Below are 26,482 nucleotides of genomic sequence, written 5' to 3' on the forward strand. Positions count from 1 at the left end.
AACGCAACATGCGGGACCCCCTGTTTCAGACGCAGGTCTTAACCCGCTTCTTACCATAATGACCGGTAAATGTGCCCGAACTTCGTAGCCAAATCCTGAATGATTTACCCGATATTGACCACGATGCGCCCGCGCACCCCCCCACCGAGGATCGAGGGAGCGGTCTCGATGACCCGGTCGAGCGGAATTTCCGCGGTCATTGCGGCCAGTTTCTGACGGTCGAGATCGGTTCCCAACCGCTTCCAGGCGGCGACGCGCCTTTCGAGCGGGCACATCACCGAATCGATGCCCAAAAGCGACACCCCGCGCAAAATGAAGGGGGCCACGCTGGCCGGCAGGTCCATACCGCCGGCAAGACCGCACGCCGCCACCGCGCCGCCATAACGGGTCATCGAGAGAACATTGGCGAGCGTGGTGGAGCCGACCGAATCGACGCCACCCGCGAAGCGTTCTCTTGCGAGCGGCTTGACCGGAACCTGGAACTCGCTGCGGTCGATGACCTCGGATGCACCAAGGCCCTTGAGATAGTCCGCCTCCTGCATCCGTCCGGTCGACGCCACGACCGGATATCCAAGCTGCGAGAGGAGAGCGACGGCGACCGAGCCAACGCCGCCGGCCGCGCCGGTTACGATCACCGGGCCCTTGTCCGGGGTGACGCCGGCCTGCTCCAGCGCCATCACGCAGAGCATGGCGGTATAGCCGGCGGTGCCAATGGCCATCGCCTCGCGCGCGCTCATGGCCTGCGGCAGCCGGACCAGCCAGTCGCCCTTGACCCGCGCTTTCTGCGCATAGGCACCGAGATGGGTCTCGCCCATGCCCCAGCCGTTGCAGATGACCGGGTCGCCCGGCTTCCAGTCGGGATGCGCGGACTGCTCGACGATGCCCGCGAAATCGATGCCCGCGATCATCGGAAACCGGCGCACCACCGGCGCCTTGCCGGTAATGGCAAGACCGTCCTTGTAGTTGATGGTGGAATGCGAGACGCGGACGGTCACGTCGCCGCCCATCAGTTCGTTCTCGTCGAAGTCCTTCAGCGCAACGGTCTGGCCGGATTCGGACTTGTCGATGACGATGGCCTTGAATGTGGGCACGGCATTTCCTCTCCGTCATGCCGGAGCGCGACGCAGTCGCCAATCCGGAATCCAAACGCGCGGTTGCGGGTACGGATTCCCGGCTCGCATGCGCCCCGGAACAACAATGATAGACGTTTTCGAAACTCCTAAACAGCCGCCGCTGCGGCCTGCCGGGCCACCGGCACCTCCTTGATCGGCAGATTGATCAGTGCCGACAGAATGCCGAGCAGGATGAACAGCCACCAGATCACGTCGTACGAGCCGGTGCGCTCGAACAGAACGCCACCGAGCCAGACTCCCAGGAACCCGCCGACCTGATGGCTGAAGAAGGCGAAGCCCGCCAGCATGGTGAGCCAGCGGGTGCCGAACATCAGCGCCACCAGTGCATTGGTCGGTGGCACGGTCGACAGCCACAACAGGCCCATGACCGCGCCGAAAATGATCGACGACGTGGCCGTGGCCGGTATCGAGATGAACACAGCAACCGCTACCGCGCGCAGAAAATAGATCAGCGCGAGGATAAAGCGCTTGGGCATCAGATTGGAGAGATAGCCCGCGCCAATCGACCCGATGATATTGAACAGCCCGACCATGCCGATCACGAAGGCACCGAGATCCGCCGACAGGCCGCGATCCACCAGATAGGCCGGCAGATGCACGGTGATGAAGAACACCTGGAAGCCGCAGGTGAAGAAGCCGAGCACGAGCAGGACGAAGCTCGGATGCCCAAGTGCCTCGCGCAGCGCCGCCCCGACCGATTGTTGGGCGGCACGCTGTGCCGCGGTTTCGAGGTCACGCGGCAGTGCGAGCGCGAGCGACAGCGGCAGCATGAACAGGATCACGCCGGCAAAAATCAGCAGCGTGGTGTGCCAGTCAAAGGCGGAATTGAGTGCGATCGCAAGCGGCGAGAACAGGAATTGCCCGAACGATCCCGCGGCCGTCCCAAGTCCGAACGAGAAGGTCCGCCATTCCGCCGGAAGCAGCTTGCCGAAAGCGCCGATCACAACCGTGAAGGACGAACCGGCAAGCCCGAAGCCGATCAACAGGCCGGCCGAGAGATACATTTCGCCGGGCGTGCTGGCAAACACCATCCAGGCAAACCCGACGGCGTACAGAATCGCGCCGACGCACAGCACCAGCACCGGTCCGAATCGGTCGGCGATGGCGCCGACAAGCGGCTGTGCTGCGCCCCAGATCAGCATCTGGATTGCGATCGCAAGCGCGAAGACGTCACGGCCCCAGCCATTGGCGCTCGACATCGGGGTGAGGAAGAAGCCGAGCGTGGAGCGGGGCCCGAAGCCCAGCATTGCGATCAGACAGCCGCAAATCAGAATGAGAGGGATCGATTGCCAGGCGGCGCGCTGGAGGGTGGCATTCATGAGGAGGTTCCAGCCGCCGGCACGGCGCGTACAGACGGACGGTTCACCGGCTCCTCCACGATCGGCAGATTGATGATCGCCGACGCGACGCCAAAGGCGATCGAAAGAATCCACACGAGATTGTAGGACCCGGTCGTCTCAAAAGCGATGCCGCCGAGCCAGACGCCAAGAAATCCCCCGACCTGGTGGCTGAAAAAGGCAAAGCCGAACAACATCGCGAGCCACCGCGTTCCGAACATCAGCGCGACGAGGCCGGAGGTCGGCGGCACCGTCGAAAGCCAGGTCAAGCCGGTCGCAATGCCGAACAGGAGCGCGGACGTCGTCGAAAGCGGAACCGTGATGAAAATCGTTATCGATATCGCTCGTGCGAGATACAAGACCGAGAGAATGTAGCGTTTCGGCATTCGGGTAGCGGCCCAGCCCGCGGTGAGCGAGCCCACGATGTTGAACAATCCGATGGTCGCAATCACCCATCCGCCGACCTGCACGGACAGGCCGCGATCGACCAGATAGGCCGGCAGATGCGCGGTGACGAAGGCAAGCTGGAAGCCGCAGGTGAAAAAGCCCAGCACCAGCAGCACGTAAGAGCGATGGGCAAATGCTTCCGAAAGCGCCTGACGCAACGATTGCGGCGCGTCCGCGCCCGTCATTGCGGCTTTCGCGTCCGCGGGCTTGGTCGCAAGCGCGAGCGAGAATGGCAGCACCAGCAACACCGCCGCGGCAAAGACGAACAGCGCAATCGCCCACCCGTAGCTGTCGATCAGGAAGGCGCCAAGGGGAGCGAACAGAAATTGCCCAAAGGAGCCTGCCGCGGTACCAGCGCCGAATGCGAACGACCGCATGTTCTCGGGCACGAGCTTTCCGAGCGCTGCGACCACAAGATTGAACGAACAGCCCGACAATCCGAAGCCGATCAGGACGCCCACGGTGATGTTGAAACTCAGCGGCGTCGTGGCATGCGCCATCAGGACGAGGCCCAGCGCATAGAGCAAGGCCCCCCCGCACAGAACGCGAAGCGTGCCGAAGCGATCGGCAATGGCGCCCGCGATCGGCTGACCAAGCCCCCAGAGCAGATTTTGCACCGCAAAAGCGAGCGCAAAGACGTCGCGGCCCCACCCGTTGGCATCGCTCACCGGCTGCATGAACAAGCCCGTGGCGGAACGCGGGCCGAACGTGATCAGGGAAATCGCGCAGCCGCACAGGATCACGATCAGCGGCGTGCGCCAGGTCATCAGAAAGGTGCTGGACGCGCTCGGCGCTTTGTCTGACATCGCCGCTTCCCACAAATCGCCGCGGCGATGCCGCAACGGGGCAGGAACATAGGGATGCCGCGATGGTTGCCCTAGCGAAACTTGGTGATGGACCCCATCCGTTTCGGTCATGGCTCGCATCGGGGCGAGTCTCGCGTCCACGCCACAATTCGCACTGGTGCACCGAAGGCGTTGGTGATATAGTGCTTTTGCTCGAATTGAGAATAACGGCTTGGCGAGCCCGCGCATGCGGGGCATTCGCCGGGCCCGGCTGCTTCGACAAGTAGGAACCGGCGATCTTGCGCCGGCTGTTTTCGTATCTAGATATGCTCAAGTTGAGCATATACGTCAGTGGGAGGCCAACATGCCGCTCCTCGAATTGCAGGGCCCTGCGCCCGGACTGCCGCCCGTGCCGGCATTGCGGCCGGTCGCGTCCAATGAGGCCGCGCGCAAGTTCGGCATTCTGCCGATGCCGAAGCTGGAATGGAGCGAGCAGGTCGCACGCGAGACCGCGCATCTTTACGAGCGAATCAAGACCGTCATCCCGGCGGTCGAGTGGCCGGTCTTTGCGCCTTATGTGAAGGCGATCAACGAACTGAAGCGCGAACGCAACGCCGTCATCCTCGCGCATAATTACCAGACGCCGGAAATCTACAATTGCGTTGCCGATTTTGTCGGCGACTCGCTGCAGCTCGCGCGCGAGGCGGCCAAGGTCAAGGCCGATGTCATCGTGCAGGGCGGCGTGCATTTCATGGCCGAGACTTCGAAAATCCTCAGCCCCGACAAGACCGTGCTGATCCCCGACATGCGTGCCGGCTGCTCGCTGGCCGAGGCGATTACGGGTGCCGATGTCCGCCTGCTGCGCGAGCGCTATCCTGGCGTTCCGGTGGTCGTCTATGTCAACACCTCGGCTGAAGTGAAGGCGGAGAGCGACATCTGCTGCACCTCCTCGAATGCCCTGCAGGTGGTGGAGAGCCTCGGCACCGACAGGGTGATCTTTCTGCCGGATCAATATCTGGCGAAATACGTAGCCTCGCAGACCGACGTGAAGATCATCGCCTGGCAAGGCGCCTGCGAGGTGCATGAGCGCTTCACCGGCGACGAACTGCGCATGTATCGCGAGGCCGATCCGAGCCTGCAGATCATCGCTCATCCGGAATGCCCACCGGACGTATTGGCGGAAGCCGACTTCACCGGCTCGACCGCGCACATGATCGACTATGTCCGCAACAACAAGCCCAAGCGCGTGGTAATGGTCACCGAATGCTCGATGGCCGACAATGTACAGGCCGAATTGCCGGATGTGGAATTCGTGCGTCCATGCAATCTGTGCCCGCACATGAAGCGGATCACGCTGCCGAAGATTCTGGAGAGCCTCGTCTACATGAAAGAGGAAGTGGTGATCGACGCCGGCATTGCCGAGAAGGCGCGCCGCTCGGTCGAGCGCATGATCAACCTGAAGAACTGAGGGCGAAGGCCATGCTCAATCCCATGCGCCGCTTTGACATCGCGGCTTCGGCGTCATCCCTCTATTGCCCCGACGCATTCATCTCGCCGCTTGAGATCGACGACGCGGTGACGCGCGCGCTTGCCGAAGACCTCGGCCGCGCCGGCGACGTCACCTCGGTCGCGACCGTGCCGGAGGATGCGCAGGCGCGCGCCGTCGTGGTCGCGCGTGCGGCAGGCCGTCTGGCCGGACTGCCGCTGGTCGAAGCGGTGCTGCGCAGGCTCGCGCCCGATGCGCAGATCGTCCCGCATGCCCGCGATGGCGATACCGTCGCCGCGAAAACGCCGCTGATGACCATCACCGGCAACGCCCGCGCCGTGCTCGCGGCCGAGCGCACCGCGCTCAATTTCGCGGGACACCTTTCCGGCATCGCCACCGCGACCGCGTCGCTGGTCGACAGGCTCAAGGGCACGAAGACCCGTCTGGTCTGCACCCGAAAGACCACCCCCGGACTGCGCGCCTTGCAGAAATACGCGGTGCGCTGCGGTGGCGGCTTCAACCATCGGTTCGGCCTCGACGACGCGGTTTTGATCAAGGACAACCATATCGCGGTGGCCGGCGGCATCCGTGCCGCACTCGAACGCGCGGCATCGGTGGTCGGCCATCTGGTCAAGGTCGAGATCGAGGTCGACAATCTCGACCAGCTCCGGGAGGTCCTCGATACCGGCCTTGCCGACGTGGTGCTGGTCGACAATTTCACGGTGCCGATGCTGAAGCAGGCGGTAGCGCTGGTCGGCGGACGCCTCGTGATCGAAGCCTCCGGCGGCATCACCCATGACAACGCGGCCGAGATCGCGTCGACCGGTGTCGATTACGTCTCATCCGGCGCCATCACCCATTCCGCGCCCAATCTCGACATCGCGCTCGACATCGAGATGTGACGTCTGTCAGGGTTTTGCGCCGAGTTCGCGAAGTCCGGCCTCGATCGCACTTCGATCTTCCTTGTCCGGACCGAGGCTGAGCGCCTTTCGGTAGTCCGTGATCGCGTCGCTCGGGCGCTTGAGCGCGCGCATCACAGAGGCTCGGCTCATCAACGCGGGGGCGCTTCTGGTATCGAGCGCAACCGCCTCATCCGCGTCGCGCAGTGCGGCGATCGGGTCGTTCTTCCTGAGCAAGGCCTGCGAGCGCAGGTAATGGCTGCGCGCATGCGCCGCGATAGCGATGGATTCGGTGAAGTCGCCGATCGCGCGGTCAAGGTCGCCGCGCATCAAATAAGCCTCGCCGCGATGCCGTGAATAGGCCGGGTCTTTCGGATTGGCGTTCATTGCGGCCGTGTAGCCGGCGATGGCACGGTCGAAATCGCCCTTGTCCCTCCAGGTCAGGGCGCGGTCGTTGTGCGCGAAGGCGAAGTCCGGGTCGAGACGGATCGCCTCGTCGTAATCGGCGATCGCGCGGTCGAGGTCCCGCTTCTTGCGGTACATTGCAGCGCGATTGTAATAGGCCCCCGCGTTTTTCGGCGCGATCTTGATCGCCTGCGTCAAGTCGGCAAGCGCCGCATCGAAATCGTTCGGGTTCTTTTCGATGCGCAGAGAGGCACGATAATCGTACGCATCTACCGAGTCGGGCCGAACCTTGATCATCTGGTCGACATCCGCGATGGCGCGATCGTAATCTCTCCTCTTCAGAAAGAACGCCGCACGGACCATGTAGTTTTCGTAGACCGGCTCGATCTTGATCGCGTGGTCGTAGTCGGCGCGCGCACGATCGAGATCGCCCTTCTCTTCCCAGGCGATCGCTCGCTTCAGCGGGTAGGCCGGGTCGTTCGGATCGACCCGCATCGCCTCGCCATATGCCACGATCGCGCCGTCGAGATCGCCCTTCTGCAGAAAGACCGTCCCGCGATTGCTGTAGGCGGTGGCCATCTTGGGATTGAGTTTGATGGCCTGATCGAAGTCGGCCAGCGCCTTGTCGTATTCCTTCAGATCGAGGAACGCGTTGCCTCGATTGTACACGTAATCCGCGTCCTTCGGCTCCAGCTTCATCGCTTCGGTATAGTCGGCTACCGCGCTTTCGAAATTCCTTTCGTTTAGATGCATCTCGCCGCGCCCGGCCCAGCCGCGCACATCTTTCGGCGCGCGCTCGATCATGGCCGAAAAGTCCGCGATCGCTTTCGTGTTGTCCTTGAGCGCATGATGCGAAATTGCGCGGCCCCGATAGGCATCCATGAGGCCGGAATCGAGTTCGATCGCTCGCGTGAAGTCCTCGATCGCGTCTTCGTCCTTGTCTTCTTCCTGCAGTATCAGGCCCCGCCACAGATATGCCTGACGATCCTTCGGGTCGAGCTGAATGGCCCGGCCGAGATCGGCCCTGGCCCTTTCACGGTCTTCCCTCCTCCAGTGCAAACCGCCGCGCAGACGAAACGCGCTGCCGACGCGCGGATTCAACTGGATCGACTGATTGAAGTCGGGCAAGGCGCGGACGTCGTCATTATCCTGGACATGGGTCAGAGCCCGCATCAAATGGATATTTGCCAGTTCGGCGCCCTTGAACTTCTTGCCATTAATCAGACGGGTGCAGGCCGCAATCGCCACCGCTGGCTTGGCGGTGTCGCTCCTGCATGTATTCCAGTCGGGGCTTGCGGGCTGGGCATGTGCGGCCGGGACAAAAAAAACAAAGGTCGCAATCGCGGCAAACCACGTGCGCATTTTCCACTCCCACAGGTTGCGGAAAAATTAGCAGCGGCGAAAAAATCTGTCCAACGCGCTAACGCCTGCCTTCGGCTGCGGTCGCCGTTACCGCACCTGGCCGATCGATCAGCAGACCGAGGTTGAAGATCGAGCGCAGCCTCAAACTCGACGACACGGCCGAGATCGCGTCGACCGGGGTCGATTGCGTCTCATTCCGGCGCCATGACGGATTGGGCGAGCAATCTCGACCTCGCGCTGGACATGGAAAACTGAACCGGCGTCAGGGCGTTGCGCCGAGTTCAAGCAGGTCTTTTTCGATGTCCTTGCGCTCTTTCTCGTCCGGATCGAGGCTGAGGGCCTTTCGATAGTCGGTGATCGCGTCGTTCGGGCGCTTCAGCGCGCGCATGACAGAGGCGCGATGCACCAGCGCGGTCGGACTCTTGGGATTGAGCGCGACCGCCTCGTCCGCATCGCGTAGGGCTGCAATATTGTCGCCCTTCTTCTGCAATGCCCGGGATCGTTCGAAATGATACCGTGCCGCCCCCGGCCTGATCCGGATCGCTTCGGTGAAGTCGGCAATGGCGCGGTCGGCGTCGCCGCTCTCCATATGGGCTTCACCCCGGTGAAGCACATATGCGGACTCTTTCGGATTGATCTTCATCGCGGATGTGTAGTCGGCAATCGCACGCTCGAAGTTGCCCTTCAATTTCCAGTTCAGCGCGCGATTGTTGAATGCGTTGGCGTGCTCGGGATCGATCCGGATGGCCTCGTCGTAATCGCTGATGGCGCGATCGTAATCCCCTTTGCGTCGGTGGAACGCGGCACGGTGAAAGTAACCGTCAGCTTCGCTGGGGTTGGCGCGCACGGCCTCGTCAAGGTCTGCAATGGCAGTATCGAAGTCCTTCGGATTCTTCTTCAGGCGCATCTCCGCGCGGAATCCATACGGCATCGTATCCTTCGGCGTGAGCTTTATCATTTCGTTCGCATCGGCGATGGCGCGATCATAATCGCCTTTCTGATCATAGCCCGCCGCGCGCACCATGTAGTTCTCGAAGGTCGGCGATATCCTGATCGCCTCGCTGTAATCGGCGATCGCGCGGTCCAGATCGCCGCGATCCTGCCAGAGGCTGCCGCGCTTGAGGGGATAGGCATCGTCCTTCGGGTTGGCGCGCATCGCATCGCCATAGGCCGCGATCGCACCGTCCAGGTCGCCCTTCTTCTGGAGCGCCGTGCCTCGGTTGCTGTGAGCCACGGCCAGCTTCGGATCCAGCTTGATCGCCTGGTCGAAATCGGCAAGCGCGCGGTCGTACTCCTCCATGTTCAGCAGTTCCGTACCGCGATTGTAGAACAGCGAGGCGTCCCGCGGCGCGATCTTGATGGCCGCATCGTAATCGGCAAGCGCCCGGTCATGATCGTCGATCTCGGAATAAAGGCCTGCCCGGCTCGTCAGCCATTGGGTATTCTTCGGATCGCGCTTCAGCAGTTCGGTATAATCCCCGATCGCCTTTTTCGGCTCGTCGTTCGCCTGATAGGAAATCGCGCGACTGCGATAGGCGTCCATGATGTCGGGATCGAGTTCGATGGCGCGCGTGAAATCCTTGATCGCGTCTTCGTCCTCGTCTTCTTCCTGCAATATCAGGCCACGCCACAAATAGGCCAGACGGTCCTTGGGGTCCAACTGGATCGCCCGGCCCAGATCGGCGCTGGCGCGTTCGCGGTCATCGCGTCTCCAGTAGAGTCCGCCGCGAAGGCGGTAGGCGCTGGCGACTCGCGGATTGAGACGGATGGACTGGTCGAAGTCAGGCAAGGCACGATCGTCGTCCTTGTTGATGACGTAGGTCAGCGCGCGCATCAAATGGATGTTCGCAAGCTCGGCACCCTTGAATTTCTTGCTGTTGATGAGCCTCGTGCACGCTGCGATGGCTGATTTCGCCGGGGCATCGTCGCTCTTGCAGGTGTTCCAGTCGGGGCTTGCGGGCTGGGCCTGTGCTGACGGAATCAGGAATACAAACGCCGCACAAACTGCAAGCCACCTGCGCATTTTTCCCTCCGCACTTTGTGGAAAAATAGCAGCGGTCAAAAAATGTGTCCATCGCGACCGTCGTCTGACATCGACGGCGGGCGGGGAAACCTCGGGGTTCGTCTCAACCCCCCGGCGGAATTGGCTCGACCGGATCGAAGATCGATCGGCGCGGTTCAGCCTCCGCGCGCTTGTCGCTGCCAACCTTTTCCGGCTTTGCCGGGGCGGCCTCGCGCTTGATCGTGCCGGTCACGTCGAGGCGGTCGCCCCAGACCGGAATATCGTCGCCGTCGCCCCAGCGCTTCGGGCGGTAGAAGATATGGACACCAAGCTTCGCATGCTTGGTCATGGTGCGCACCCACCACGGATTGACATAGGTGGCGTGATAATGCGTGGCCTTGCCGATTTCCGGCAGCCAGAACTTGCCATCGAGCGCGTCGTCGGCAATGCGCGTCGCGATCTCCCAGCGCGGCGGATCGCGCACCACGTCCTTGTGATTGTCGCAAGCGAAGGTGAACTGGCAGGCCAGATGCCGGTGCGCGTTCTGATAGACCACGTCGCAGACATTGCCCGGGTAATAGCCCGAGAATGCGCGATTCAGGATCACCTGCGCCACCGCCATCTGGCCGCGCTCGACCTCGCCGCGGGCTTCGAAATAGATCGCATTGGCGAGGCACCTGGAATGTTTGGCGCGCACGGCGCCGGTGAGATTGAGCCGCTCCGCCGGCGTACGCGGACGCTTGCCTTCTCCGGTGACCTCGCCCTTTGGCGCGATCGTCTCGCCGCCCTTCTCGGTTTCGGCGTCGGGGACCGGGTCGAGCGCCGCGCGCTTGATCTCGGTGTCGACATGCGGCGGTGCCAGCACGGTCGGGACCTCGTCGTCCTCCCAGGCCTCCCAGCTGCTGCGACCAATACCGAGCGCGCGGGTGCCGAAGAACACGCGAGTCTGCGCACCTGGATTGGCAAATTGGGCGAGTTGCTCGACGGCCTGCGCATTGAAGCGGTCGGCATGCTTGGCCGGCACGTCCGGCACAGTTTCGGCAGCCGGAGGCACGGACGCGACTTGCGGCGACGGCTCGGGCGCGTCTGCGACCTGCGGCGCCGGCGTGGACGCAGCTTCATCCACCGGCGCGACTGGCTCCGGCCTGATTTCGGCAATCTGCGGCGCCGTGTCACGCTCGGTCGTCTGAGCCGGAACTTGGGGAAGCTCCGCAGCCGCAGCCGGGGGCGGCACGATCGGACCGGCGAGATCGGCGCGCTGCGATTCGAGGTCCGCAGTCTCTGCCAGCTGACGCGGCGCGATCGGCCCACGGAGATCGGCGCGTGCCGATTCCAGATCAGCCGTTTCAGCGAGCGGGGCGCGCGTTCGTGCGACTTCTTTCCTGATCCTTTTGAGCTGCGCAGCGGCAAGGCCAGAGCCACGTGGCTTTGCGGTGAACGCGGGTGTCCCGCTCTTGACCGTGGCGACCGGGACGGGAGCGGTGGGCGCTGCAACCGCCAGTGACGGACGCGGACCCGTTCCCAGTACCCGCTTCGCCAGCGTTTTCTCACCGGCGGCGATGCCGGCGCGCCGCAGCACCTTGTCCGCGACCGGCGTGGCCGGCGCTGCGACCACCAGCGGCGGGCGCGGACCCGTCCCCAGCACCCGCTTCGCCAGCGTTTTCTCACCGGCGGCGATCCCGGCACGCCGCAGCACCTTGTCCGCCACCGGCGCGACCGGCGCTGCAACCACCAGAGGCGGGCGCGGACCCGTCCCCAGCACCCGCTTCGCCAGCGTTTTCTCACCGGCGATGCCGGCGCGTCGCAGCACCTTGTCCGCCACCGGCGCGGCCGGCGCTGCAACCACGACCGGCGGGCGCGGACCCGTCCCCAGCACCCGCTTCGCCAGCGTCTTCACACCGGCCGCAATACCAAACCGCCGCAGCACCTTGTCCTCGACCGGCGCGACCGGCGCTGCAACCACCAGCGGCGGGCGCGGACCCGTCCCCAGCACCCGCTTCGCCAGCGTATTCTGGCCGGCGGCGATGCCAGCGCGCCGGTAGACTTTTGCAGGCGCTGCATCCTCGGTCCGGACAAGGGGGGGCGGCAGACGATCCGCCTTGGGCAAGGCAGGAAGCGCAGCCGCCGCATCCGGCGCGGATTGCCCGGGCCACGCTTGCGGGACGGGTCCCGAAGCGGGCGGGAGCCGCGCGTGATCCTTTGTCTTTGCGGGAGTGGCCGGCTGCGGCCTGACGGGCTGTGGCCGATCCGGCGGAGCTTTGACGTTGAGCCGGTCGCCCTTCCGCGTGCGATCGACGACCGGAAAGTCATAGACCGGCGCCGTGACCGCAGGCTCGATCGGAACGTTGAGCGGTATCGACCCTGTCGCTTCGAGCGCGCGCGGATCAAGAGCCGCAAGCTGCGTGAAGAACGGATCGGGTATCGAGGCGCCGAGCGTACGGGGGAAGCTCAGTGTCGCGGCGTGGATGGTTCCGAAAGTCGAGTTGCGCACATGCGCCCGCCACCGCTCGGTCACCGCCGGCTGACGTGCAATCAAAGCGGCGAGGTCCTGATGCCCGATCGAGTTCGGCATCGCAGTGACCACGCAAAGGACAAGGCCGAAGGGACGACGAAATGCGCCCTTCGGCCTCTTACGCGACGCTTTCATACTGACGCTCACGCAACGCAACCGACGCAACGCAACTCAATGGAACTGGAACCGAACGGCTTGAATCGCCGCTCACGTAAAATTGTCGGAGTATCGTTGCGATCGGGTTAACCTTGCCGGCGCCTTTACGCGCGTGCGGATATTCGGTGCTTCACCCGTCATTAACGTGAACAATTGGTGAAGACCTCGCCAAACGCAGAACGGCCCCGCATGCGGGGCCGCTCCGTTCACACAGGCGCGCTGACTAGAGTTTCGCGCCCTTTTCCTTGAAGTATTTTTCAGCGCCGGGATGCCACGGGATCGTGGTGTTGTCTTTCGTCTGGTTATCGACCGTAAAGTTCTCTGCTTCCCGATGGACCGCAACCAGTTCGGGCTTCTTCTCGATCAGCGTCTTGACGATGTCATAAGCCATCTTGTCCGACATCTTGGCATTGGAGACCAGGATGTTCTGCACCACCGCGATCTTGTTGTCGGCGGTCTGGCCCGGATAGGTCTTTGTCGGGATCACGCCCTTGCTGTACAGGTTGCCGTACTTGGCGTTCATCTTTTCGGTGAGGTCGGCGGTATCGACCAGCTTGATCGTCACCCCCGGTGTCGCACCAAGATCGGTGACCGCGGCCGTCGGCAGTCCGCCGACCCAGAAGAAGGCATCGATCTTGCCGTCCTTCAGTGCGTTGACGGACTCGGCGACGCCCAGACGCTCGCGCCGCATATCCTTGTCCCGGTCGAGACCGGCGGCCTCGATCACGCGGAAGGCCATAACTTCGGTGGCGCTGCCGGGTGAACCGGTGGATACACGCTTGCCCTTGAGATCGGCCATCGTGTTGACGCCGCGGCCCTCGACCGACACGACATGCATGCGGTTCGGATAAAGCACCATCAGCGTGCGCACGTCGACCGGGTTGCCCTTGAACTTGTCCTCGCCCTTGAGCGCGTTCAGCGCGGCATCTACCATCGTCAGCGCAACCTCGCTCTGCTGCGTGCCGATCAGTTTCAGGTTGTCGACAGAGCCGCCGGTCACGCGTGCGGTCGCTTCCACACCGGGCAGGTGCTTCGACAGCACATTCGCCATGCCGCCACCCATCGGATAATAGACGCCACCGGTACCGCCGGTTGCGATGGCGATATTCTGCTGCTGCGCCATTGCGGCGCCTCCGATTGCGGCGCTGAATGCAAGTGCCGCAAGCGCAAGACCCGTTCGTCTGGACATGTCTGTATTCCTCCCTTTCTATCGCGTTTTCCGTCTTGTCTATTGACCGGTGGCCTGAATGGGACGCGCCGGCTGCAAACGCTGCTTCAACAATACAATGGCGAAGAGCGCGACGCCAATTCCGGCAGGGTAGCTGATGTCGCGGCCGATCAACGCCTCCACCAGACCTTCGAGCAGGCTCGGAAACACCAGGAAAAGTCCGGCAAGGGTCAGAAGGATGCGTTCGACGATCGTGGCCCGGCGCAAAGCCCAGCCTTGCGCCGCGCAGGCAAGCGCGCCCAGCCCAACCCCGGCTTTCACGGTGATGAGCACGATATCGACCCAGCTGCCGCCGGCCGGAAGTATCAGGAGAAGCCCAAGCCCCTGCGGGTCGAGCACGAACACGAACGGGACGAGGAAGGCCGGCAGCGTGTATTTCCAGGCCTGCAACGTGGTCTTGTAAGGGTCGCCGCCGGTGATCGCCGCTGCGGCGAAGGGCGACAACGCGGTCGGCGGCGAGACCTCCGAAAGCACCGCATAATAGAAAATGAACATGTGCGCGGCGACATCAGGGACGCCGAGCTTGATCATCGCGGGTGCCGCGATCACCGCACAAATGATGTAGGAGGCGGTGACCGGAACGGCGAGCCCGATGATCCACACGATCAGAGCGGTATAGATCGCCGTGAGCAGCAGATTGCCGCCGGCATAGTCGATGACGATCGACGAGAATTTCAGGCCCAGCCCCGTCAGGGTGACCACGCCGACAATGATTCCGGCCGTGGCGCAGGTGGTTGCCGCGGTCAGAGACTGCAGCGAGCCATCGGCCAGCGCCCGCACCAGCTTTTTCGGCGTCAGCGCGGTCTCGCGGGTGATATAGCTCATCAGCATGGTCATGCCGGTGGCGTAGAGTACCGACGTGGTGGGCGAGTAGCCCCACACCATGAAAATGACGATCGATACCAGCGATACGAAGTGGAAGCCGTATCGGCGGGTCAGCCCCCACAGCGAATATTCCGGAACATAGGGCTCGCCACGCACCCCGTAGCGCCTGCCGTCCAGTTCCACCATGAAGAACAGCGACAGGTAGTAAAGAATTGTCGGGATGGTCGCCATCCAGATCACATCCAGATAGCTGATCTTCAGAAATTCCGCGATCAGGAAGGCGGCGGCGCCGAGCACGGGCGGCGAAATGATTGCTCCAAGCCCTCCGGCCGCCAGCAGGCCGCCGGCGGCGTTCCTTTCGAAGCCGGCCTTCTTCATCATCGGATAGGCCACCGCGCCGATGGTCACCGTGGTGGCGACGCCCGAGCCCGACGGCCCGCCGAGCAGGAACGAGGACAGCACGACCGTACGGCCGGCCGCGTTGGTCGACCGGCCCATCAGGGTCATCGAAAAGTCGATGAAGAACTTGCCGGCGCCGGATTGCTGCAGGAAGGCGCCGAAGATCGTGAACAGCACGATCAGGGTCGCGGATACGTCGATCGGTATGCCGAAAATGCCCTCCAGCGTGATGAACAGGTGCCCGACCAATTGGTCGAAGCCGTAGCCGCGATGGTTCCAGGGCGGCGGCAGCCATGGTCCTGCGAGCGCATAGGCGATGAACAGAAGCGCGATGACCGGCACGATCGGACCGATGGTGCGCCGCGTGGCCTCGACCAGCAGGATGATGAAGACGACGCCCAGGATGACATCGGTGTGGTTCGGCGTGGTGGCGCGGTCGGTGAAATCCTCGCCGCCGACGATCGCATAGATGAGGATACCGACGCAGGTCAGGCCCGCGATCACGTCCCACCATCGGATTCGGTCACGGAACCGCTTCGCGGCCGGAAACACCAGAAACGCCAGCAGCAGCACGAAGGCGACGTGCGTGTAGCGCAGTTCCTGGGTCGGGACGATCTCGTAGGCCGCATAGAGGTGGAACAGCGACATCGCGACCGCAATCGCAGTGACGATAATGCCGGCCCAGCCCACCAGCCGGTTGGCGGCGCCTTCTTCCTGCTCGATGAATTCCTCAGCCTTGCGGAGGGCCTCGGACTCGACGGCATCCTGTCCGGAATCCGGCCTCGGTTCCTCTGCCATCCTCCCCCCGAAACTTCTTTTTTCGGTTCCGCCGCGCCCTGCCCGGTCGCGCGGCGGCCCTTCCCCGTTCCGGCAGGCTAGCACGCAAATGTCGGGCCGGAATACCCCGTCAGGGCACCGGAAAAAACGTTCGGTTAACCATGCGGAAAGCCGCCACCGGTAACACTTCGATACGCTTTCAGGAAACGGGGACCACAATGCTGGACGCCATCTGGGAACCGATCTCACCGGCGCTCTGCCTGCCCCTCTCGATCGGCCTGATCGCGGTCGTCGTCATTCTCGCAATCGCGGGCCTTCGGCTGCGGCGGCAGAACACGCGGCTCACGCTCGCGCTCAGCAATACGCCGCAAGGCCTGTGCATGTGGGATCCGGCAGCGCGCCTGCTGGTCTGCAACGAGCGATACATCGCGATGTACAACATGTCGCCGCAGGTCGTGCGACCCGGGCGGACGCTGCGCGAGATTCTCGCTCATCGCGCCGAGATCGGCCTGTTCAGCGGCGACCCGGACAAATACATCGCCGACATTCTCAAGCGCGTCAGCGAGGGTCGCACCAGCACACGCAACTTCACCAATACGGACGGCCGGGTGATCGCAGTGTCGGAGCAGCCGATGCCGGACGGGAGCTGGGTCGCGACCCATCAGGACGTCACCGAGCAGCAATCGATCGAGAAGGAGCGCGCGGCGCATGCGATCGAGGAGAAGCGCCGCATCGCGGTCGAAGGCGCCATCACCGCGTTCCGGCAAAGCATGGACAGCGTCCTGCGCATGGTCAATGACAGCGCGGCCTCGATGAAACTGACCGCAAGCTCGCTGTTTGCGGCGTCGGGTCAGACCTCGCAGCGCGCCCAGGGCGCGGTGCAGGCCTCGAACGAGGCGTCTGCCAATGTCGCGACTGCGGCGACCGCCGCCGACGAAATGGCATCCTCGATCGGCGAAATCAGCCGCCAGCTGGTGCAGACCACCGACGCGGTTCGCCTTGCGGTGCGCGAAGCCCAATCCACCAATGACGGGATCAAGGGTCTTGCCGATGCCGCGCAGAAGATCGGAGATGTGGTGGAACTGATCCGCACCATCGCGGGCCAGACCAACCTGCTCGCTCTCAATGCCACGATCGAAGCGGCGCGCGCCGGCGAATCCGGTCGCGGCTTTGCCGTCGTGGCATCGGAAGTGAAATCGCTCGCGGTGCAGACCGCCAAGGCGACCGAGGAGATTTCCGGTCAGATCCTGTCGGTGCAGGCCTCGACCGGAGGCGCCGTCGAGGCGATCGGACGCATCACCGGCCGGATGCAGGAGATCGAGCGCTTCACCTCGGCGGTGGCAGCGGCGGTCGAACAGCAGAATGCCGTGACCGGCGAGATTTCCCACAACGTGTCGAGTGCGGCGAACGGCACGCAGGACATCGTCATGGTGCTCGATCAGGTTGCGCGGGCTGCGACCGATACCCGCACAACCGCCGAAACCGTGCTGCGCACCAGCGATTCGGTGGAGCAGGCGGTCGCCAACATGCGCAACGAAGTGGACAATTTCCTGAAGAAGGTGGCGGTCTGACCATGGCCAATCGCGATCGCAACGCCGACCGGCCGCCGCTCGATCCCGCCGACCTGTATCGTCCGCGCCTCGGCGCGCAGCGCGAACCGCTGTCGAAAACGATCATGTCGGAACTGCGTGCCTGGCGCGCGGAAACCAACCGGACCGCAGACCCCAGGCACGCGGAACAGGCGGCCTAGTCTAGTGGAGCGGATTTGACATTCGCTACCCGCCCCGCCGCGAGTTCGAAAAGCGAATGTCAAATCCAAAGCTCCACTAGAATCCAATACTTGCTAGTGGTCCCTTGATTCTAACGCTCGCAAAAAAGGTCGCCGAAACGGGATGCGAACGTTAGAATCGGACCACTTCATCAGGCTTGGCTCGCAACCTCGGTCCCGAGCGCAGCCTGCGCCGCGGCAAGTCGCGCGATCGGCGCCCGGAACGGCGAGCAGGACACATAGTCCAGCTTCACCTCGTGGCAGAACGCCACCGAAGCCGGGTCGCCGCCATGCTCGCCGCAAATGCCGACCTTGAGATCGGGCCGGACCTTGCGGCCGCGTTCCACGCCGATCCGCACCAGTTCGCCGACGCCCTCGCGGTCGATCGACACGAACGGATCGACGGCGAGAATTCCGCGCGCGGTGTAGATCGCAAGGAAGCTTGCTGCATCATCGCGGCTGATGCCAAAACAGGTCTGGGTCAGATCGTTGGTGCCAAATGAAAAGAACTCGGCTCCGCCCTCGCCTTCCGCGATCTGGGCGGCCATCAATGAAGCACGCGGCAACTCGATCATGGTGCCGACCTGGTATTCCAGTTCGACGCCCTTCTCTCTCGCTACCGCCTCCGCCATCGCGTCGATCCGCGCCTTGACCAGGTCGAACTCCACGCGGGTGGCGATCAGCGGCACCATCACCTCCGGCACCACCGGCTTGCCGGTCTTCCTGCCGGCCTCGGCAGCGGCTTCGAAGATGGCGCGGGCCTGCATCTCGGCGATTTCCGGATAGGCGATCGCGATACGGCAGCCCCGGAACCCTAGCATCGGATTGAATTCGGCAAGCTCCGCCGCGCGGTGCTTGATCTTCTGCGGTTCGGTGCCGAGCGCCTTTGCGACCTCGGCGATCTCGGCATCGCCATGCGGCAGGAATTCGTGAAGCGGCGGATCGAGCAGCCGGATGGTGACCGGTAGCCCCTGCATGATCTCGAACAGTTCAGCGAAGTCGGAGCGCTGCATCGGCAGAATCCTGGCGAGTGCGGCACGCCGCGCCTTTTCGGCATCGGCGAGAATCATTTCACGCACCGCGAGGATGCGGTCGGCATCGAAGAACATGTGCTCGGTGCGGCACAGCCCGATCCCCTCAGCGCCGAACTTGAGCGCAGTGCGCGCATCCGCCGGCGTGTCCGCATTGGCGCGCACCCCGAGTTTCCTCACCTTGTCGGCCCACGCCATCAGCGTTCCGAACTCACCCGACAATTCCGGCTCGATCATCGGCACCCGTCCGAGCAGCACCTGACCGGTCGAGCCGTCGATGGTAACGATATCACCACGTTTCAGGGTGTTGCCGGCCACGCTCATCGTCCCGGCATTGTAGTCGATCCGGATCGAGCCTGCGCCGGAGACGCAGGGTTTGCCCATGCCGCGCGCCACCACCGCGGCATGCGAAGTCATGCCGCCACGCGTGGTGAGGATACCCTGCGCGGCATGCATGCCGTGGATGTCTTCCGGACTGGTCTCGACCCGCACCAGGATGACCTTGCGGCCCTTCTCCTTCAGCGCCTCGGCGTCCTCGGACGTGAACACGATTTCGCCCGACGCGGCACCCGGCGATGCGGGCAGTCCGGTGGCGACAATCTTGCGCTCGGTCTTTGGGTCGATGGTCGGATGCAGAAGCTGGTCGAGCGAGCCCGGATCGATGCGCATGACCGCTTCATCCTGCGTGATCAGACCTTCGCTCGCCAGTTCGACAGCGATCTTCAGCGCGGCCTTGGCGGTGCGCTTGCCGGACCGGGTCTGCAGCATCCACAGCTTGCCCTGCTCGATCGTGAATTCGAGGTCCTGCATGTCGCGGTAATGCTTTTCCAGCGTGCCGTAGATCCGTGTCAGCTCTGCAAAGGCCTCCGGCATCGTGCTTTCGAGGGAGGGCTTGTCCGAGCCCGCTTCCTTGCGCGCCGCCTCGGTGATTTCCTGCGGCGTACGGATGCCGGCGACAACGTCTTCACCCTGTGCGTTGATCAGGAACTCGCCATACAGCGTCTTGTCGCCGGTCGAAGGATTTCGGGTGAAGGCCACTCCCGTTGCGGAATCGTCGCCCATATTGCCGAACACCATGGCCTGTACGTTCACCGCGGTGCCCCAGCTTTCCGGGATGTTGTGAAGGCGGCGATAGGTCTTGGCGCGCGCATTCATCCAGGATCCGAACACGGCGCCGATCGCACCCCACAATTGCTGCTTCGGATCCTGCGGAAACGGCTTGCCGGTCTCCTCCTCGACCTTCCGCTTGTAGAGCACGACGAGCTTCTGCCAGTCTTCCGCCGTGAGTTCGGTGTCGAGGCTGTAGGCGTTGGCATCCTTGTGTTCGGCCAGGATGTCCTCGAACAGGTGGTGCTCAATCCCGAGCACGACATTCGAGTACATGGTGATGAAACGCCGGTATGAATCGTATGCAAAACGCGGATCGCCGGATTTCTTCGCCAGCGCCTCCGCGGTCTCGTCGTTGAGCCCGAGATTGAGCACAGTGTCCATCATGCCCGGCATCGAGGCCCGGGCGCCGGAGCGCACGGAAACCAGTAACGGGTTGGTCCGATCGCCGAATTCCTTGCCCGTGATGCGGCCGATCTCGGCAAGCGCGCTGTCGACTTCGCCGGAAAGCTCCTGCGGATAGCTGTGGCCGTTCGCGTAGAAATACGAACAGACCTCCGTCGTGATGGTGAAGCCGGGGGGTACCGGAAGGCCGAGATTGGCCATCTCGGCGAGGTTTGCACCCTTGCCGCCGAGCAGGTTCTTCATGTCCGTCTTGCCTTCGGCCTTGCCGCCACCGAAGCCGTAAACCCATTTCGCCATCATCAGCGTCCTAACGAGAACAAAGCCCGAAAACCGGCCCCGCGCCGAAGCGGTTCTTGGCCGGTTTCCGCATCCGATTCAACCGCGACGAAAGAGGGCGGCGCGGCACACGCCTGACGTTGCCGAGAGCCTAGCGGAACAGGCCAAGCCCGATCAGGCCGACCGCGATCAGGTAGATCGCCACGATGAAATTCAGCAGCCGCGGCATGATCAAAATGAGAATGCCTGCGATCAGCGCGATGATCGGCTGCAGGTGTCCGATGGTGAGTGTCATGTTGGCCTCCTTGCGGTTGAGCAGTTGAAAAGATGAGAGGTATTTCGAACAATTGGCAGTGGGTTACGCGGGCGCCGGTCTTGACAGCATGCGGGGTGCGCGGTCCGCTCCATGCTCGTTTTCGGCCTGAACAGGGGGAGACATCATGCCGATTCTCAGTGCACCGTCACAGGTGATTTTTCTTGTATCGCTCGCGCTGGCGATCCTTGCGCTTCTCGGCGCTCTGGTCATCATTCCGGTCATCACCAAATACGCATTCTGGATCGCGATCCTCGCCTACGTGGTGCTTGCGCTCGGCAACATCATGAAGGGCATGTAACGGAAGGCTGCGTCAGCCCTCGATCATCGAAAAATCCGCGACCGTACGGGTGGCTTCGCGAATCCGGTTGAGCAGGATCAGCCGGTTTTCGCGGAGCGCCTTATCGTCGACATTCACCGTGACTTTTTCGAAGAATGCGTCGACCGCGGGGCGCAGCCTGGCCATTGCCGCCATCGCGCCGGCATAATCCTCGTTCGCATACGCCTTGCTCGCCTCCGGCGCGATAGCCACCATTGCCTGCGCCAGCGCCATCTCCTGCGGCTCTTTCAGGAGAGCCGGATCGGGATCGCCGGTATAGGCCCTGCCGTCCTTCTTCTCCTCGATGCGCAGGATGTTGGCTGCGCGCTTGGTGCCCGCCAGCAGATTCCTGCCGTCGTCGGTCTCGAGGAATTTGGCGAGCGCCTCGACGCGGCGCACGATGGCGACGAGATCGTTCTGGTCTTCGACCGCAAGCACGGCATCGGCGAGATCATGGCGCGCGCCCTGCTCGCGCAGCTGCACCTTGAGACGGTCGGCGAAGAAGTCGCGCAGGTCCGAGCCGGTCATCGCATCGTAGCTCATCCGCAGGCCGGACAGGTCGTCGGCGCCCTTCGCAGCCTCGCCGACGAACTCCTTCATGAAGGTCTTGCCCTGTTCGAGATAGCCTTCGGTCGCCAGCGCAATCAGTTCGGCAAGGTTGAGCCGCAGATCGTTCGACAGGATGATGCGGATGACGCCGAGCGCGGCACGGCGCAGCGCATAGGGGTCCTTCGAGCCGGTCGGCTTCTCGTCGATCGCCCAGAAGCCGACCAGCGTATCGATCTTGTCGGCGAGCGCCACCGCGATCGCGACCGGATCGGCCGGCACCAGATCGCCCGGGCCCACCGGCTTGTAATGGTCCTCGCAGGCATGGGCGACGGCATCGTCCTCGCCCTGCGCCAAGGCGTAATATTTCCCCATCAGGCCCTGCAATTCGGGGAATTCGCCGACGACTTCGGTGAGCAGGTCGGCCTTGGCGAGCGTTGCAGCGCGCTCCGCCTTGACCGGATCGGCCTTGATCATCGGCGCCAGCAGACCGGCGAGACGCACGATGCGCGCAATCCGCTCCGCCTGCGTGCCCAGCTTTTGATGAAACACGATCTGCGCGAATTTCGGCAGCCGGTCCTCGAGGCGCGTCTTCAGATCGGTCTCGTAGAAGAATTTCGCGTCCGACAGCCGCGCGCGGATCACGCGCTCGTTGCCGGCGACAATGGCCTTGCCGCCATCCGTCGCCTCCATGTTGGAGACGAGGATGAAACGCGGGGCGAGCTTCGCGCTCTGCGGATCGCGCACCACGAAGCATTTCTGGTTGTTGCGGATGGTGGTGCGGATCACCTCCGGCGGAATTTCGAGAAAGCTCTCGTCGAACGATCCCATCAGCACCACCGGCCATTCGACAAGTCCGGCGGTTTCGCCGAGCAGGCCCTCATCCTCGATCAGTTCGTACCCCTGCGCGAAGGCGAGGTTCTTGGCTTCGGTCAGAATGATGTCGCGGCGCCGCGCCGGATCAACGATGACCTTCGCCTTTTCGAGCTTGGTCATCCAGTCGTCCTGGCGGCGCACCTCGATCGCGCCGGAGCTAAGGAAGCGATGGCCGAAGGTGACGTTGCCGGATTTCAGATCGCCGAGCATGAATGGTACGACCTGCGGGTCTTCGGTTTCGGGCCCGAAGGTGGCGACCACGGCATGCAGCGGCCGCACCCAGGTGAGCGCGCCGGGTTGCGCCGACGCCGCGCCCCAGCGCATCGATTTCGGCCACGGAAATCTGCGCGCGATGTCGGGCAGCATGTCCGCCAGCACCGCGATGGCGTCGCGGCCGGGCTTCTCGACCACGGCGACATAAAACTCGCCCTTCTTCGGGTCCTTCTCGATCCTGGCCTGATCGAGCGAGGTCAGCCCGGCACTCTTGAGGAAGCCTGCGACGGCGGCCTCCGGCGCACCGACGCGCGGGCCTTTCTTCTCCTCGCGGATATCCTTCTGCCGAGCAGGCACGCCATGCACGGCGAGCGCGATCCGCCGCGGCGTGGCGAAGGCTTTGGCGCCCTCGTACACAAGCCCTTCCTCGACCAGCCGGTCGGTGACGAGCTTCCTCAGGTCCTCCATCGCGCGCGGCTGCATGCGCGCGGGGATTTCTTCGGAAAAGAATTCGAGGAGAAGATCGGGCATGGACGTGTCGCGCTCTATCGCTCCCCTCCCCCTTGTGGGGAGGGGTTGGGGGTGGGGGTAGCTGCGATTGCGCGCTGAATGTCCTCCAGCACGCCGTCAACATTCAACAGCACGTCATGATTCCAATAGCGCAAAACACAATACCCATCGGCCTCAAGCCGTTCGGTTCGCCGCTGGTCGGATGCCACTTCAGCAGCGTGCTGTCCGCCATCGACTTCGATCACAATCTTCAACGTGTGGGACGCGAAATCGGCGACAAACGGTCCGATCTGAACCTGTCGACGGAAATGGCTACCGCTCAGCGACAAGCGGTGACGCAGATGCCACCAGAGCTTTTTCTCAGCACCCGTCGGCATTCGGCGCATCTGCCGAGCCAACCGACGCTGCGGCGGTTCGATCGAACGATCGGCAACTGTCCAGGCCCGCTCATCGCTCTTTCGTGGCATCGTCATTCCGCCTCTCTACGACCCCCACCCCTAACCCCTCCCCACAAGGGGGAGGGGACCACCGCGTTCGCGGCAATGATCCCGCTAGCATTCGCTCCGCTCGGCGAGCGACCCTCCCCTCCAGGGGGAGGGCGAAAAATCACCCCGCCCCGCCGGCTTGCGTCGCGAGCCATGCCGCGCCGCAGGCCTTGGCCAGTTCGCGCACGCGCAGAATGTAGCTCTGCCGTTCGGTGACCGAGATCACGCCGCGCGCGTCGAGCAGATTGAAGACATGGCTCGCCTTGATGCACTGGTCGTAGGCCGGCAGGGCCATCAGGTGCCGGCTTCTGTCACCGTCTGCCCATCCCGCTTCGAGATATTTCCGACAGGCCGCCTCCGCCATCCTGAATTGCGCGAACAGCATGTCGGTGTCGGCATGTTCGAAATTGTGCCGCGAATATTCCTGCTCGGCCTGCAGGAACACATCGCCATAGGTGACCTTCCTGTCGCCGACCTGGCCGTTGAAATTGAGGTCATAGACCCGCTCGACGCCCTGCACATACATGGCGAGCCGCTCGAGGCCGTAGGTCAGTTCGCCCGCGACCGGCGCGCATTCGAAGCCCGCGACCTGCTGGAAATAGGTGAACTGGCTGACTTCCATGCCATCGCACCAGCATTCCCAGCCGAGCCCCCATGCGCCCAGCGTCGGACTCTCCCAGTCGTCCTCGACGAAGCGGATGTCGTGGACCTTCGGGTCGATGCCGATGGCATAGAGCGACTTGAGATACAGGTCCTGCAGGTCGTCGGGCGACGGCTTCAGGATCACCTGGAACTGGTAGTAATGCTGCAGCCGGTTCGGATTCTCGCCATAGCGGCCGTCCTTCGGCCGCCGCGACGGCTGCACATAGGCCGCGTTCCAGGGCTTGGGCCCGAGCGCGCGCAAAGTGGTCGCGGGATGAAAGGTGCCCGCACCGACTTCCATGTCATAGGGCTGCAGGAGCACACAGCCATAGTCGGCCCAGTAGCGCTGGAGCGCCAGAATGAGCCCCTGAAAGGAGCGTGTGGGCTCCGAGGCCAAAGCTGTGTCGGAGACGGACATTTCGGGCGGAATCCGAGGGGTTTTGCTGCGCGGTCTACCTATCGGCCGCGCCGGAGCGGGTCAAGAAATCCCCCAGACCGCGCCTATCAAATAGCTGCCGCAAACCATTGAAATAGAGGGGACGGTTCGTCATGGTGGCGGACTGGCAGCGTTCCGGGCGCCGTGGGGGGTGCAGACATTCATGGCAAAGCCGACCGTCATCATCGTGGGAGCCGACAAGGGCGGTGTGGGCAAGACCACGGTATCGCGCACCATGCTCGACTACTTTACCGCCCGCAACGTGCCGATCCGGGCCTTTGACACCGAATCCCCGAAAGGCACGCTGAAGCGCTTCCACCCCGACATCACCGAGGTGGTGGACATCACCCAGGTCCCCGACCAGATGAAGGTCTTCGACACCCTGTCGGACGCCAAGGTGACACTGATCGACGTCCGCGCGGGCCTGCTCTCGACCACGCTCGCGGCGCTTCGCGATATCGGATTTCTTGAGACGGTGAAGCGTGGCCAGATTTCGCTTGGTGTCGCCCATATCGTCGGCCCCTCGATCGCCTCGCTGAACGAGATCGCCGACATCGCGCCATTCGTGACCGACGGCAAATATTATCTCATCAAGAACTTCATCAACGAGACGAGCTTCTTCGACTGGGACCAGGCGACTTACGATTCCTATTTCAAGAAGGTCAAGGACGCGGTCGACATCACGATCCCGAAGCTGAACGAGATGGCCTATGAGCAGGTCGAACTGGCTTCGGTTCCGTTTGTGACCTTTGTCGCCAACAAGGGCCCGCGCGACGCCCCGGCGAATTATTCCTTCGTGCTGCGCGGGTATGTGCGTCACTGGCTCGGCAATGTCTGGACCGAGTTTGACCGGGTGAAGCTGGCCGATCTGGTGTCGCCCTCCGTTGTTCCGGCAGGCAAGAGTGAGCGCGAGAAAGGCCTTGCCGGCCGCGCGGCGGCGATCCACGAGCAGTCCCGCGGCGGCCAGAGCTGAGACCGCTCGCGTTTTCGTCAGTCAGCCTGTATCTCAATTGATCCGTTCGTCGCCGCGAAAGCGGAGACCCGGAGATTCCCGCCCGTGCGGGAATGAGCGGAGATTGGTGTCGCAGTTTCGGCCTCCTGATGTCCCGGCAGAAATCCATCTACATCGTCTGCTCACCGCGCCAGCGCGTCGGCAAGACATTGATCGCGCGCGCGCTCACCGAATTCATCCTCGCAGACGGGCGGCGCGCCGCGGTTGCCTTCGATGTCAATCCGAACAACACGGCGTTGTACGGATTTCTTCCGCGCAACACGGCGCGCGCCAACATCGAAACCACCCGCGGCCAGATGGCGCTGTTCGACGAACTGATTGCCGAGGACGAGGTGGTGAAGGTCATCGATCTCGGCGACCAGGCTTTCGCAAAGTTCTTTACGCTGATCCGCCAGATCGCGCTCGTCGAGGAAGCGCAGCGCCGCGGCATCGATGTGGTGACCCTGTTCATCGGCGATCCAGACCCGCGTTCGGCGAAGAGCTACGCCGGCTTCTACGGCGATTTCCGCGAGATGACGCTGGTGCCGGTGCACAACGAATACATCGCCAACATGCAGGACTATATGGGTGATTTCCCCAGTCCGGTGCCGGGCGAGCGGCCGGTGCGCTTCCCGGTCCTGAGTCCGTTCCTCAAATCGGTGGTTGACCGGCCCGGTTTCTCGTTCGACGATTATCGCGACCGTCCCGCCGAAACCCGTACCGAGCTTCATGAATGGATCGAGCGCGTCTTCGTGGAATTCCGCGAGCTGGAATTGCGGCTGCTGCTGCGCGAGCTGAAAAGCTCGCTGAC

The 26,482-nt window shown here is 63.3% G+C and carries 20 protein-coding genes; 7 read left to right on the forward strand and 13 right to left on the reverse strand.

What is annotated here, in order from left to right:
- Positions 1 to 104 precede the first annotated feature (104 nt).
- The 3 genes from AB7F49_RS27635 to AB7F49_RS27645 all read right to left on the reverse strand — a co-directional run bounded on the left by AB7F49_RS27635 (position 105) and on the right by AB7F49_RS27645 (position 3,723).
- Entirely contained in the window at positions 105 to 1,091 is a 987-nt protein-coding gene (locus tag AB7F49_RS27635) for an MDR family oxidoreductase (RefSeq protein WP_428528403.1), read from the reverse strand.
- Positions 1,092 to 1,219: 128 nt separating this feature from the next.
- Positions 1,220 to 2,452 carry an MFS transporter gene (locus AB7F49_RS27640; RefSeq protein WP_428528405.1) on the reverse strand — a complete coding sequence of 411 codons (1,233 nt, stop codon included), beginning with the start codon at positions 2,450 to 2,452 and terminating at the stop codon, positions 1,220 to 1,222.
- Positions 2,449 to 3,723 carry an MFS transporter gene (locus AB7F49_RS27645; RefSeq protein ID WP_428528407.1) on the reverse strand — a complete coding sequence of 425 codons (1,275 nt, stop codon included), beginning with the start codon at positions 3,721 to 3,723 and terminating at the stop codon, positions 2,449 to 2,451. Before AB7F49_RS27645 ends, AB7F49_RS27640 begins: the two co-directional genes overlap by 4 nt.
- Before the next feature lie 343 nt (positions 3,724 to 4,066).
- Here AB7F49_RS27645 and nadA point away from each other — a divergent pair, with 343 nt between their 5' ends.
- Complete coding sequence (nadA, locus tag AB7F49_RS27650) at positions 4,067 to 5,170, forward strand: quinolinate synthase NadA (RefSeq protein WP_428528409.1); 1,104 nt, start codon at positions 4,067 to 4,069, stop codon at positions 5,168 to 5,170.
- Between the two features lie 11 nt (positions 5,171 to 5,181).
- A complete protein-coding gene (nadC, locus tag AB7F49_RS27655) occupies positions 5,182 to 6,090 on the forward strand; it encodes a carboxylating nicotinate-nucleotide diphosphorylase (RefSeq protein WP_428528411.1) in 909 nt (302 codons plus the stop codon).
- Positions 6,091 to 6,096: 6 nt separating this feature from the next.
- Here nadC and AB7F49_RS27660 read toward each other — a convergent pair whose 3' ends face one another.
- The 5 genes from AB7F49_RS27660 to AB7F49_RS27680 all read right to left on the reverse strand — a co-directional run bounded on the left by AB7F49_RS27660 (position 6,097) and on the right by AB7F49_RS27680 (position 15,774).
- The gene (locus tag AB7F49_RS27660) at positions 6,097 to 7,854 is read right to left on the reverse strand and encodes a tetratricopeptide repeat protein (protein WP_428528413.1); all 1,758 of its coding nucleotides are present in this window, start codon (positions 7,852 to 7,854) and stop codon (positions 6,097 to 6,099) included.
- A 262-nt stretch (positions 7,855 to 8,116) separates the two neighbouring features.
- Positions 8,117 to 9,877: a tetratricopeptide repeat protein gene (locus AB7F49_RS27665; RefSeq protein ID WP_428528415.1), complete on the reverse strand. Its 1,761-nt coding sequence runs from the start codon at positions 9,875 to 9,877 to the stop codon at positions 8,117 to 8,119.
- Positions 9,878 to 9,980: 103 nt separating this feature from the next.
- A complete protein-coding gene (locus tag AB7F49_RS27670) occupies positions 9,981 to 12,503 on the reverse strand; it encodes a cell wall hydrolase (RefSeq protein WP_428528417.1) in 2,523 nt (840 codons plus the stop codon).
- A gap of 244 nt (positions 12,504 to 12,747) precedes the next feature.
- A complete protein-coding gene (locus AB7F49_RS27675; RefSeq protein ID WP_428528419.1) occupies positions 12,748 to 13,713 on the reverse strand; it encodes a TAXI family TRAP transporter solute-binding subunit in 966 nt (321 codons plus the stop codon).
- Between the two features lie 39 nt (positions 13,714 to 13,752).
- Complete coding sequence (locus tag AB7F49_RS27680) at positions 13,753 to 15,774, reverse strand: TRAP transporter permease (protein WP_428528421.1); 2,022 nt, start codon at positions 15,772 to 15,774, stop codon at positions 13,753 to 13,755.
- 197 nt (positions 15,775 to 15,971) lie between these two features.
- On the opposite strand from AB7F49_RS27680, the gene AB7F49_RS27685 reads away from it, so the two are divergent.
- Together AB7F49_RS27685 and AB7F49_RS27690 are read left to right on the forward strand one after the other, a co-directional pair.
- Complete coding sequence (locus AB7F49_RS27685; protein WP_428528423.1) at positions 15,972 to 17,324, forward strand: PAS-domain containing protein; 1,353 nt, start codon at positions 15,972 to 15,974, stop codon at positions 17,322 to 17,324.
- Positions 17,325 to 17,326: 2 nt separating this feature from the next.
- Positions 17,327 to 17,503, forward strand: a complete 177-nt coding sequence (locus AB7F49_RS27690; RefSeq protein WP_428528425.1) for a hypothetical protein — start codon at positions 17,327 to 17,329, stop codon at positions 17,501 to 17,503.
- A 170-nt stretch (positions 17,504 to 17,673) separates the two neighbouring features.
- Here the strand turns inward: AB7F49_RS27690 and ppdK are convergent, their stop codons facing one another.
- Both ppdK and AB7F49_RS27700 read right to left on the reverse strand, forming a co-directional pair.
- The gene (gene ppdK, locus AB7F49_RS27695) at positions 17,674 to 20,361 is read right to left on the reverse strand and encodes a pyruvate, phosphate dikinase (RefSeq protein ID WP_428528427.1); all 2,688 of its coding nucleotides are present in this window, start codon (positions 20,359 to 20,361) and stop codon (positions 17,674 to 17,676) included.
- Between the two features lie 130 nt (positions 20,362 to 20,491).
- Positions 20,492 to 20,635 carry a DUF3096 domain-containing protein gene (locus tag AB7F49_RS27700; protein WP_428528429.1) on the reverse strand — a complete coding sequence of 48 codons (144 nt, stop codon included), beginning with the start codon at positions 20,633 to 20,635 and terminating at the stop codon, positions 20,492 to 20,494.
- Between the two features lie 145 nt (positions 20,636 to 20,780).
- Here AB7F49_RS27700 and AB7F49_RS27705 point away from each other — a divergent pair, with 145 nt between their 5' ends.
- The gene (locus AB7F49_RS27705) at positions 20,781 to 20,954 is read left to right on the forward strand and encodes a hypothetical protein (protein ID WP_428528431.1); all 174 of its coding nucleotides are present in this window, start codon (positions 20,781 to 20,783) and stop codon (positions 20,952 to 20,954) included.
- Positions 20,955 to 20,966: 12 nt separating this feature from the next.
- On the opposite strand, the gene glyS is transcribed toward AB7F49_RS27705, so the two are convergent.
- The 3 genes from glyS to AB7F49_RS27720 all read right to left on the reverse strand — a co-directional run bounded on the left by glyS (position 20,967) and on the right by AB7F49_RS27720 (position 24,662).
- A complete protein-coding gene (gene glyS / locus AB7F49_RS27710) occupies positions 20,967 to 23,138 on the reverse strand; it encodes a glycine--tRNA ligase subunit beta (protein ID WP_428528433.1) in 2,172 nt (723 codons plus the stop codon).
- A gap of 14 nt (positions 23,139 to 23,152) precedes the next feature.
- A complete protein-coding gene (locus tag AB7F49_RS27715) occupies positions 23,153 to 23,590 on the reverse strand; it encodes an endonuclease domain-containing protein (protein WP_428528435.1) in 438 nt (145 codons plus the stop codon).
- Between the two features lie 133 nt (positions 23,591 to 23,723).
- Positions 23,724 to 24,662: a glycine--tRNA ligase subunit alpha gene (locus AB7F49_RS27720; RefSeq protein WP_428528437.1), complete on the reverse strand. Its 939-nt coding sequence runs from the start codon at positions 24,660 to 24,662 to the stop codon at positions 23,724 to 23,726.
- Between the two features lie 181 nt (positions 24,663 to 24,843).
- On the opposite strand from AB7F49_RS27720, the gene AB7F49_RS27725 reads away from it, so the two are divergent.
- Together AB7F49_RS27725 and AB7F49_RS27730 are read left to right on the forward strand one after the other, a co-directional pair.
- A complete protein-coding gene (locus AB7F49_RS27725) occupies positions 24,844 to 25,653 on the forward strand; it encodes a hypothetical protein (RefSeq protein ID WP_428528439.1) in 810 nt (269 codons plus the stop codon).
- Between the two features lie 128 nt (positions 25,654 to 25,781).
- On the forward strand, positions 25,782 to 26,482 hold a 701-nt coding region (locus AB7F49_RS27730), incomplete at its 3' end, for a hypothetical protein (protein ID WP_428528441.1).

The sequence above is a fragment of the Pseudorhodoplanes sp. genome (genome assembly GCF_050250235.1).
In the GTDB taxonomy this organism is placed as follows: domain Bacteria; phylum Pseudomonadota; class Alphaproteobacteria; order Rhizobiales; family Xanthobacteraceae; genus Pseudorhodoplanes.